This is a genomic window from Streptomyces sp. CRN 30 (assembly GCF_034105845.1).
The window spans coordinates 1-9,767 of record NZ_JAVRHI010000473.1; the positions used below are offsets into that span (position 1 = coordinate 1).

The following is a 9,767-nucleotide window of genomic DNA, read 5'->3' on the forward strand; positions in this document are numbered from 1 at the left end:
CGGCGGACGGCGACCGGGTCGCCGCGGATGTCCTGCGCGCCGCCGCCCGGCACATGGCCGACTCCGCCGCCGCGGTCTGCCCCGCCGGCGACGGGGTCCCGGTCGCCGTCACCGGCGGGCTGCTGAAGCTGGGCGAGCCTCTCACCGGGCCCCTGGACGAGGAGCTCGCGCGGCGGCTGCCGCACGCGCGGCGGGTACCGGCCGAAGGCGATCCGCTGGACGGCGCGGTACGGATCGCGGCCGCACTGACGACCGGTCCGGTACCCCTTCCAGGGGACGCTGGAATGCTCTGGACGGCGGCCTCGGCGGGTGGCTGACTTCGGCCTGCGCGGGTGGCTGACTTCGGTCCTCCGGCGAGGGGAATAGTACTGATGTCGTCCGATCCGTACGTCACTGATCAGACAAAACCGGACGGATACCGCTCACCTGCCCCCTCCCCGAACAGGGGAGCCCAGTAAGCCAGTAACATGCGGCGCCATGAGCTCCCCCACTGGGCCCGCGTCCGGCCTGCCAGTACGAATGCCGCGCCCCCGTCAGCCGGGACGGCACCGTCGCCCCGAGCCCCTGGTGGCTCCCGAGGGCGCGCCCGCGCTCGTCCTGGCCGTGCCCGGCACGCCCAGCGGCGCCACGCGGGGCCTCGCCGAGGAGGTCGTGAGCATCGCCCGCTCCGAGCTTCCCGGCCTGGACGCGCGGATCGGGTACCTCGACGGGGACGACGCCGAGTTCCCGTCGCTGACGGCCGTGCTGGCGCACGCCGCCGAGGAGCGCACGGCCCGCTACGAGCAGGCCGTCGCGGCCGGTGTCGAGGCGAAGGAGCCCGAGGGCCCCGTCGCCGTCGTCGTGCCGCTGCTGGCCGGTCCGGACAGCGCGCTGCTGCGCCGGGTCCGCCAGTCCGTGATGGACAGCCGGGTCGCGGCCGAGCTGACGGACGTACTGGGCCCGCACCCGCTGCTGGCCGAGGCGCTGCACGTGCGGCTCTCCGAGGCCGGTCTGGCCCGCGCCGACCGTGCCCGGCTCTTCACCGTGGCGACCGCGGCGGACGGCATCGTCCTGGCCTCCGTGGGCGGCGACGAGGCGGTGCAGGCGGCCGGCATCACCGGCATGCTGCTCGCCGCGCGCCTCGCGGTGCCGGTGATGGCGGCGGCGCTGGACCAGGAGGGCTCGATCGCGTCGGTCGCCGATCAGCTGCGGAACTCCGGTTCCCAGCAGCTCGCGCTCGCGCCGTACCTGATCGGCCCGGAGATCGAGGCGTCGCTGCTTCAGGAGGCGGCCAAGGAGGCCGGCTGCTCCGTCGCCGACCCGCTGGGCCCGTATCCGGCGATCGGCAAGCTGACCCTGGCCAAGTACACGACGGCGCTCGGTATCACCCCGCCGCAGCCGCAGGGGACGCCGGTCCGCTGAGGGCGTCCGAGGGTGACATGACGGACGCGGGGCCCGTCCGGTTCAGGTGAACCGGACGGGCTTCGGCGTTCCGGACACCGGCACGGCGGCCCGACGTCCGGCGTACGGCGTCCGGGGTACGGCACAGGGCGGCCGGCTCCGGCGTCCGGTCGGAGCGTCAGCCGAAGATAACGCAGGACGCCGCCGGTACGGCCACCGTGCCGGAGCGGCGGGGCAGGCCGGTCCCTTCGTCGACCGCGAACCAGGTGACGTTCCCGGAGCGTTCGTTGGCGACGTACAGGAAACCGTCGGCCTCGGAGAGCGCCCGGGGCCAGTGGCCGCCGCACGGCACCGTGCCGGCCGGCCGCAGGGTGTCGCCCTCGACGGCGAACGCCGTCAGTACGTCCGCCCCGCGGGTCGCGGTCCACACGAAGCGCCCGTCGGACGAGGCCACGATGCCGGACGGGTAGACGTCGCCCGCGGCGGCGCCCGGCAGGACCGGCACCTCGGTGAGCGGCCGCAGCGCGCCCTCCTCCGCGTCCCAGCGGCAGACGGTGACGGTGGGCGCGAGTTCGTTGACGACGTAGGCCCGGGTGCCGTCCGGGTGGAAGGCCAGGTGCCGCGGCCCGGAACCGGGGCGCAGCGCGGTCTCCCGGTGGACGGCGAGAGCACCGTCCGTCAGCGTGCACACCCGCACGGAGTCGGTGCCGAGGTCGACGCTCACGGCCCACCGTCCGCTCGGGTCGGGCTGCACCTGGTGGGCGTGCGGGCCCTGCTGCCGGGGCGCGTGCGGGCCCGATCCGGTGTGCCGGAGGACGCCGGACGCGGTACGGGCCAGGGTGCCGTCGGTGCGGACGGGTACCGCGGTGACGCTGCCGGAGCCGTAGTTGGCGGTCAGGACGTGTCCCGCGTAGAGGCCGAGGTGGGTGGGGCCGCTGCCGCCGACGGGGGTGCGCGGCCCGGCGGGCACGGGCCCGTCGGCGGTCACGCGGTAGGCCGCCACCGCGCCGTCGGTCGTCTCGCTGACGGCGTAGAGCATGTCCCCGCCGGGCGAGAGGGCCAGGTAGGAGGGGTCGGGCAGGCCGTCCACCGCGCCGAGGAGGGTCAGCGCGCCGTTGTCCGGGGCGAGTGCCGCGGTGACGATGCCGGGGCCGCCGGCCGCCGTGAACGACCCGATGAACGCCCGCCGCTGCCGGTCCGTGCCCGCCGCCACCGCATCCGTCACCGCTGTGCCCCTCTCGTCCCGTACCGTGCCGCCGACGGTAGCAGTCGATCTTTTCTGGTCCGGACGACCGAGCCGAGCAGGGCCGGCCGGTCCATGTCCCGAAAGGGGCGCGGGGAACCGCACGACCAGCCACCACGGACCCGCACCGGACCCCGCCCGTCGGTCAGATCCGGTCGGAGGCCAGGACCACCGGACCCCGCAGCGGCGCCGCCAGCTCCGCCAGCGCGTGTTCCAGCCGGTGGAGGTGGGCGAGGACCGGTTCGACCGCGACGGCACGGTGCGTGCCTGCGGGGAGCGCGCCGCCGCCGGTCAGCGCCTCCACCGCGGTCTCCACACGCCGGCACGCCGCGGCCAGCCGCGCGTCGTGCGAGGCCTCCGGGTCGGCGGCGACGGCCACCAGCCCGCGGATCTCCCGGGCGCAGTCGTCGAGCAGCGCCAGCACCCGGCGGGCGCGGCGTTTGCGGTCGCGCCACGGGCTGAGCGGGTGCACGAGCGGCGCCACCGACAGCCGTACGCGTCCGAGCAGCTGTTCCAGCTCGGCCACGCGCGGTGCCGGGTCGGCCCCGGGCGTCCCGGCGATCCGGGCGGCCGCCTCGGCGGTGCACGCGTGGACGCAGCGCAGCGCCCGCTGGATCCAGCCGTCGGTGACGGCGTGCGTGGTGACCGGCAGGACGAGGAGCACCGCGAGGGCGGCGCCGAGCGCGCCCACGGCCGTCTCCGCCAGCCGCAGGGCGAGCAGGCCGGGGGTGAGCACGCCGAGGAGCCCGTAGAGCAGTTCGGCGAGCAGGGTGACGCAGAGCATCATCCAGGTGTAGGACACGGCGGCCGAGTAGAAGATGCCGAAGACGCAGGCGGCGGCGAGCACGGCGCTGGGGACGGCCGAACCGGCGACCGGGACGGCGACGAGCAGGCCGAGGGCGATGCCGACGGCCGTGCCGAGGACCCGGCGGAAGCCGCGGACCAGGGTCTCGCCGCGCGAGGTGGTGTTGACGAAGACCCACCAGGTGGCGCCCACGGCCCAGTACCAGCGCTGCCCGGACACCAGCTGGCCCACGACCAGGGCGAAGCCCGCGCCGGCCGTGGCCTGGACGGCCTGGCGGGTGGTGATGCGGGCGAGGCCGCGACCGCCGGACGGGGCGGGCGCCGCGGGCGCCGGGAGGCGGCGTTCGTAGCACCAGGCACCGAACCGCACCGTCGCCGCCGTCGCCACGGACAGCAGGACGGCCGCGTACAGCGCGGCGAGCTGTCCGGGGGTGGTGTGCAGGAACTGCGCCACGAAGTAGGTCATGAAGGCGAAGACGCCGAGGCTGTGCCCGCGCGGGCCCCACCGGCGCGCGTACACGCCCGCGCCGGTGACGGCGAGGAAGACGAGGTCCCGGGCGACGGGGTGGTCGTGCAGTCCGGCGGCAGCGGCGAGCACGGGCAGGCCGACGGCCGGCAGCAGCGCGGTGGTGACCGCCTGGCCGCGGACGGTGGCGTCGGTGACGGTGAACAGGGCGAGCAGCGCGGCCAGCCCGCCGGTGACCGCACCGGCGAGGGACTGCCCGGCCAGGCCGCACACGGCGACGGCCGCGCCGATGCCGAGGACGGCCCGAGCCGCGAACCGCAGCCGCACCCGACCCGGGTCCGGCGCGACGAACACCCTCTTCAGCACCAACGTGCCCTCCCCTTCGGCCGTACCGGCACGGAACCTTCCGGCACACCGGTGCGGAACCTTCCGGCACACCGGTGCGGAACCTCTCGGCGCACCGGTGCGGAACCTTTCGGCGCACCGGCATGAAAAAGGCGCCGCGGGGTCCGCAGCGCCATCGACTCCTCCATATCACCATCCGCCCCACCGATGGCTCAAGAGGTACGATCTTCACTGGGCCATTGGCCCAGTGAACAGGGCATCGTCGCGTCCAGCGGGCGGCCAACGGACCAGCCCGGAAGCGGTCGGCGACGATCAGGCACCGTACGAGGAGTGACCGCCGTGGCCGTGGCCGTGGACGAACTGGACACCCGCATCCTGCGGCTGCTGCTGGAGCAGCCTCGCACCAGCGTGCGCGAGTACGCCCGTATCCTCGGCGTCGCGCGCGGCACGGTGCAGGCGCGGCTCGACCGCCTGGAGCGGGACGGCGTGATCACCGGTACGGGCCCGGTCCTCTCCCCCGCCGCGCTCGGGCACCCGGTACTGGCCTTCGTGCACATCGAGGTGACACAGGGCCATCTCGACGACGTCGGGGACGCGCTCGCCGCGGTGCCCGAGATCGTCGAGGCGTTCTCGATCACGGGCGGCGGGGACCTGCTGACGCGGGTCGTGGCGCGGGACAACGCCCACCTGGAGGACGTGATCCAGAAGCTGATCAGCCTGCCCGGCGTGGTCCGCACCCGTTCCGAGGTGGCGCTGCGCGAACGGGTGCCGCAGCGCCTGCTGCCGCTGGTGGAGTCGATCGGCCGCGCCGCGTCGGCGGCCGGAGTGCCCGGCGAGTGACGTTCGTACTCGCCAGTACTGAGGCGGGCGTCGTACGCGGACCGAGCCGGAGACGTCGTACGCGGACCAAGTCGGCGAGTGTCCCGGGTGCCGGGCGGCAGGTTTTGCCCGGAGCGGTGATTGGTTCGTGGTGCGCGTCCGTATCTCCTGGTGTCCGACTCTGTCCCGACCTCAGGAGGAACGATGCGCGTCACGCGCACCACCGCGGCAACCGCCTTCGTGATCGGCGCCCTCGTCCTCACTCTCACCGCCCTCGCCTACCCGACCATGCTCGGCGTGAAGAACACCGCCGGCGGACCGGACCGCGTCATCGCCGAGACCAGGTACGGGCCGCTGACCGAGGCCGACCGGGACTTCGTGGTGAAGGTCCGGGCCGCCGGACTGTGGGAGTACCCGCTGGGCCTGCTGGCCATGGAGCGGGGAACCACACCGGAGATGAAGGAGGCCGGTGAGCACCTGGTCGCGGGCCACTCGCGGCTCGACGCCACCTGCCGCAAGATCGCGCCGGAGCTGGGCCTCACGCTGCCCAACCGGGCGTCCCCGCAGCAGCAGCAGTTCGTCGCGACCGTGGAGGGCACGACGGGCAAGCAGTTCGACACCACGGCGGTGAACATCATGCGGGTGACCCACGGGCAGATCTTCCCGGCCATCGCCAAGATCCGCGCCAACACGGAGAACAGCCTGGTCCGTCAGCTCGCCGACCAGGCCAACGACACCGTCCTGGACCACATCACCGTCCTGGAGAGGACCGGCCTGGTCAACTTCGACCAGGCCAACCTCCAGCAGACCTCGCCGCCGAACCTGCCCGCGGCCCAGCTGACGCCGCCGGCACCGCAGCCGGGGGAACCGGTGGTGTCCCTGACCGAGCCGCCGGGGCTGGACGTGAACACGACATCGCCGACGCCGAGCCCGTCGGCCGGACGGTGAGGGTGATATCAGGAGCGGCGGCCGGGCCGACCCCGCCGGGCACCGCTCTTCTGGCCGGTGCCTTTCTGGCCGCCGGTCTTCTTCTGAGGGGCGCTCTTGCGGGCGGTGCCTCTCTGGGCCGTGCTCTTCTGGCCCGTGCTCTTCTCGCCCCCGGCGGGCTTGCGGCGGGCGTCGTCGCGCTCGCCCCTCCGCTGCTCCGGCGCGTCCTGCCGGCGTCCCCGCGTGCTGTTCACGGTGCGGCCGCGGACGATGCCGATGAACTCCTCCACCAGGTCGGTGTGCGCGTCCTGCGGCCAGGAGAGCGCCACGTCCGAACCGGGGGCGTCGGTCACCGGCCGGTGCGTGAGGTCCTTGCGGTGGTGCAGCCGGGCCAGCGACAGCGGCACGACCAGGACGCCGACCCCGGCCGCCACCAGCTCGATCGCGTCGGCCGTGGTGGCGGGGCGTTCGACGGCGGGCCGTCCCGGCGGCCGCTCCCAGCCCAGTACGTCGTCCAGAGGATGGAACACGACCTCGTCGGACAGGTCCGCCAGGCTCACCTCGTCGGCCGCCGTGACGAGGTGGTCCTTGGGCACCACCACGACCGTGGTCTCGGTGTAGAGGGGGATGGCGCTGAGGACGTCGCGGTCGACGGGCAGCCGCACCAGTCCGGCGTCGGCGTCACCCGCCGTCAGCACACCCGGCGCCTCGGCGGCGGCGACCTGCGCCAGATCCAGCGGGACGCCGGGCAGCCGCTCGCCCCAGATCCGCACCCACTTGCCGGGCATCACACCGGGAACGTAGGCGAGGCGGAACGAGAGAGGGGCGTCCGGGGTCTCCGAGGCTGTCACCTGGCCAGGTTACCGGGCGTGGTCGGGAACAGGACACGCGCTCGATACCCTTGACCCATGACCGAGCACCAGAGCCCCCAGACGATGAAGCCCGCGACCGCGGCGAAGAAGCTGGGTGTGTACCTCGACGCCACACCCGCCGAGTTCCGCGAGGGCACGGTCTCCCGCGCCGAGCTGAACGCGCTCCAGGCCGACCCGCCCCAGTGGCTGTTCGACCTGCGCCGCGACGGCCCGCACCCGCGGCCGGTGGTCGCCGCCAAGCTGGGCGTCTCCATCACCGGGCTGCGCCGCGGCGGCATCGACGAGGCGCTCACCACGGAGCAGATCGAGGCGCTCAAGCACGAAGCGCCCGAGTGGCTCCAGCGGGAGCGCGCCACCCAGGCCGACGTGCGCAAGGAGACGGTCCGGGTGAAGAAGCTGCACGCCGAGCGGGCGGAGCGTGCCGAGGGCACCGAGAGCGCCTGACGCCCGGCCGGCGCCGCCCCTCAGTCCTCGGCGGCGCCGCCGCCCCGCTCAGCCCTCGGCGGCGCCCTCCACCCGTCGGCCGGTATGGCTCCAGGCGTACTGCAACCAGTCGGAGACGGTGACGGCGCTCAGCCCGGCGCACACCAGCCGGGTGGCGCGGGGCGCGCAGGCGTAGGAGGCGACGAGCCCGCCGGCCACCCACGCGGAGGTGCAGAACGGGCAGGACACCAGGTCGCCGACGGCCCGGCGCAGACCGCTGCCGCGTGCCGCGTCGTTCACCTCACCGGCCTGGCCCGCGCCCTCCCGGCGGGTGAACGGCGCCCGCAGGAACCCGGTGACCTTGTCCTTCGTCAGCAGCCGGGACGCCTTGAACGTGGCCGTGCCCAGCAGAGCGACGTCCCAGGGCGGCACCCCGTCGGGCAGCCGCACCCCGCGACGCCGGGCCGCCAGGGCGAAGAGTCCCGCTCCGGCCGCGAAGGTGGTCACCAGGGCGGCGTAACCGCCGAGCGGTGCCTCGTCCTCGTCGGCGTAGCCGCTCCGGACCTCCGTCATCGTGCCTCCCTCGTCCGGCCCGTCGCGGCCCGGTCCGTGGCCGGGTGCCCGCCGCCCGGACGGAGTAACCGGAGTACGGCCCTCAGCCGCCCCCACGCTCAGCAGTCGCCCGGTCCGCGGTGCGCGCCAGTGCGAGAACCACGTCCAGGGGGTCCGCCCGGAACAGGGCGCGTCCGTCGGCGACGCGGGCGCGGCGGGCCGGGCCCTCGGGGGTGAGCCTGCGCAGCGCCGCGACCAGTCCGGCGTCGTCCTCCGCGGTCTCCGACACCCCTCGCGCGGCCATGGCCCGGACCCCGTCGGCTCCGTGGCCGGGGATCGGGCGGTGCCCGACGACGGGCAGCCCCGCGGCCAGCGCCTGTACGGCCGTCTGACCGGCGGCGTTGTCGACGAGGGCACGGGCGGCGTGCAGCAGAGAGGGCATGTCCGTGACCCAGCCGAGGGCGAGCACACCGGGGAGGCGGGACAGCCGGCGGCGCAGCCCCCCGTCGCCGCCGCACAGCACCACCGGCAGGAAGCCGTGCCCGGTCAGCAGGCGGGCGGTGGAGTCGAGGTGCGAGGCGACGCCCCACGCTCCCGAGGCCAGCAGTACGGGGGTGCGGCCGGGGGCGTACCGGTCGAAGAGGCGGCGCCACCCGACGGCCCCCTCGGCGTCCGCCGCCCGGAACGCGGGGTGCACGACGGGCCCGCAGGTCCGGGCCGGCACCCCGGTGCTCCGGCGGACGGCGCGGGCGGCGTCGTCGGTGAGGCAGAGATACTGGTCGTTGCCGGGGTGGACCCACTGCCGGTGGGCCACGAAGTCGATGACGAGGACGGCGCTCGGAACGGCCAGCAGGCCCCGGGCGCGCAGGTGTCCGGTGAGCTGCGCGCCGAGGTGGAAGACGGGAACGATCACGTCCGCGTCGGTCCGCTCGGCCAGCTCCCGCAGCCGCCCCCCGGCCAGCCGGGCCAGGGGGGTGCCGCTGGGCCGGCGACCGGGACCGGGGCGCAGGAAGAAGCGGTACAGGGCGGCGTACGCCCAGGGGAAGTGCCGTACCGAGCCGCGGTAGAAGCGCCGCAGTGCGTGGCCGAGGCCGTACGGGAGCAGGGCGAGCATGTCGACGACCACCGCGTCGCCGCCCCGCTCGCGCGCCCGCCGGACGAGTTCGGCGGCGACGGTGTCGTGCCCGGCACCCATGGCGGCGCTGACCACCAGCAGCCGCCCGGCGGGCCGCGGGGACGCGGGGGCCGGGCGGGCCGTGCTCGGGTCGATCGAGACGGTCTCGACGGTCTCGTCGGTCTCGTCTGCCTTGTCGGTCTCGTCGACCGGGGCGATCTGGGCGGTCTGGTCGCTGGGGCGGCGCACGGCAGTGGGGTTGCCTGCCTTCCCCCTCCCAAACCACACCAAGAAGGTGTTTTGCCGCTTTTCCGGAGGGACACCCACGAACCGTGAGCGTTCTCACCGTCGTCCTCGCGCTTTTCGCGGCGCTGTCCAACGCCGCGGCGTCGGTGCTGCAACGGCGGGCCGCCGCCCGGGACGCCGAGGAGGCCGAGCCGGGCCGCCCGGTGCGCTGGCTGCTGCGGCTCCTGCGGGACCCGTACTGGCTGGGCGGCGCGGCGCTGCTGGCGGTGACCACCGTGCTCCAGGCGGCGGCGCTGGCGGTGGGCAGTCTCGCTCTGGTGCAGCCGCTGATGGCCAGTGAGCTGCTGTTCACCCTGGTGGTCGGCAGCGTGGTGTTCCATCACCGGCCCGACCGGGCGACGTGGCTGGCGTTCGGCGCGCTGGCCGTCGGGCTGGCCCTGTTCCTGGGCGCCGCGTCGCCGTCCGAGGGCCAGGACACGGCCACGGCGGGACGGTGGGCGGTGGCCGGGCCGGTGGTGCTGTGCGTGGTGGCCGTACTCGCGGCGGCCGGCCGGCTGACCCGGGGCGCGGCGCGCG

General features: G+C 75.2%; 10 protein-coding genes and 1 pseudogene. 6 read left to right on the plus strand and 5 right to left on the minus strand.

Translation table 11 applies throughout. The annotated features are described in order from the left end of the window. Both UW392_RS53415 and UW392_RS53420 read left to right on the plus strand, forming a co-directional pair. Positions 1 to 317 (plus strand): annotated as a pseudogene (locus tag UW392_RS53415) (ATPase); the annotation flags it as partial. A 160-nt stretch (positions 318 to 477) separates the two neighbouring features. Next, the gene (locus UW392_RS53420) at positions 478 to 1,401 is read left to right on the plus strand and encodes a hypothetical protein (protein ID WP_320782711.1); all 924 of its coding nucleotides are present in this window, start codon (positions 478 to 480) and stop codon (positions 1,399 to 1,401) included. A gap of 157 nt (positions 1,402 to 1,558) precedes the next feature. On the opposite strand, the gene UW392_RS53425 is transcribed toward UW392_RS53420, so the two are convergent. After that, a complete protein-coding gene (locus UW392_RS53425; RefSeq protein WP_320782712.1) occupies positions 1,559 to 2,605 on the minus strand; it encodes a lactonase family protein in 1,047 nt (348 codons plus the stop codon). Between the two features lie 163 nt (positions 2,606 to 2,768). Beyond that, positions 2,769 to 4,259 (minus strand): FUSC family protein, encoded by a 1,491-nt coding sequence (locus tag UW392_RS53430; RefSeq protein WP_320782713.1) that lies wholly within the window; start codon positions 4,257 to 4,259, stop codon positions 2,769 to 2,771. A 324-nt stretch (positions 4,260 to 4,583) separates the two neighbouring features. On the opposite strand from UW392_RS53430, the gene UW392_RS53435 reads away from it, so the two are divergent. Together UW392_RS53435 and UW392_RS53440 are read left to right on the plus strand one after the other, a co-directional pair. Continuing rightward, on the plus strand, positions 4,584 to 5,078 hold the full coding sequence (locus UW392_RS53435) for an Lrp/AsnC family transcriptional regulator (RefSeq protein ID WP_320782719.1): 495 nt from the start codon (positions 4,584 to 4,586) through the stop codon (positions 5,076 to 5,078). A gap of 183 nt (positions 5,079 to 5,261) precedes the next feature. Continuing rightward, complete coding sequence (locus UW392_RS53440) at positions 5,262 to 6,005, plus strand: DUF4142 domain-containing protein (RefSeq protein ID WP_320782714.1); 744 nt, start codon at positions 5,262 to 5,264, stop codon at positions 6,003 to 6,005. Between the two features lie 8 nt (positions 6,006 to 6,013). Here UW392_RS53440 and UW392_RS53445 read toward each other — a convergent pair whose 3' ends face one another. Then, on the minus strand, positions 6,014 to 6,835 hold the full coding sequence (locus UW392_RS53445) for a LysR substrate-binding domain-containing protein (RefSeq protein WP_320782715.1): 822 nt from the start codon (positions 6,833 to 6,835) through the stop codon (positions 6,014 to 6,016). Between the two features lie 57 nt (positions 6,836 to 6,892). Between UW392_RS53445 and UW392_RS53450 the strand changes: the two genes are divergently transcribed. Next, on the plus strand, positions 6,893 to 7,300 hold the full coding sequence (locus tag UW392_RS53450) for a DUF5997 family protein (protein WP_320782716.1): 408 nt from the start codon (positions 6,893 to 6,895) through the stop codon (positions 7,298 to 7,300). 48 nt (positions 7,301 to 7,348) lie between these two features. Here UW392_RS53450 and UW392_RS53455 read toward each other — a convergent pair whose 3' ends face one another. After that, positions 7,349 to 7,852, minus strand: a complete 504-nt coding sequence (locus tag UW392_RS53455; protein WP_320782717.1) for a DUF1360 domain-containing protein — start codon at positions 7,850 to 7,852, stop codon at positions 7,349 to 7,351. An 82-nt stretch (positions 7,853 to 7,934) separates the two neighbouring features. Then, on the minus strand, positions 7,935 to 9,026 hold the full coding sequence (locus UW392_RS53460) for an MGDG synthase family glycosyltransferase (RefSeq protein ID WP_320782720.1): 1,092 nt from the start codon (positions 9,024 to 9,026) through the stop codon (positions 7,935 to 7,937). 251 nt (positions 9,027 to 9,277) lie between these two features. Between UW392_RS53460 and UW392_RS53465 the strand changes: the two genes are divergently transcribed. Continuing rightward, on the plus strand, positions 9,278 to 9,767 hold a 490-nt coding region (locus tag UW392_RS53465; RefSeq protein ID WP_320782718.1), incomplete at its 3' end, for a DMT family transporter.

Coding starts and splice junctions, on each gene's coding strand:
- UW392_RS53455 (WP_320782717.1), bottom strand. CDS start 7,852: ATGACGGAGGTCCGGAGCGGCTACGCCGACGAGGACGAGGCACCGCTC.
- UW392_RS53460 (WP_320782720.1), bottom strand. CDS start 9,026: ATGGGTGCCGGGCACGACACCGTCGCCGCCGAACTCGTCCGGCGGGCG.
- UW392_RS53450 (WP_320782716.1), top strand. CDS start 6,893: ATGACCGAGCACCAGAGCCCCCAGACGATGAAGCCCGCGACCGCGGCG.
- UW392_RS53420 (WP_320782711.1), top strand. CDS start 478: ATGAGCTCCCCCACTGGGCCCGCGTCCGGCCTGCCAGTACGAATGCCG.
- UW392_RS53440 (WP_320782714.1), top strand. CDS start 5,262: ATGCGCGTCACGCGCACCACCGCGGCAACCGCCTTCGTGATCGGCGCC.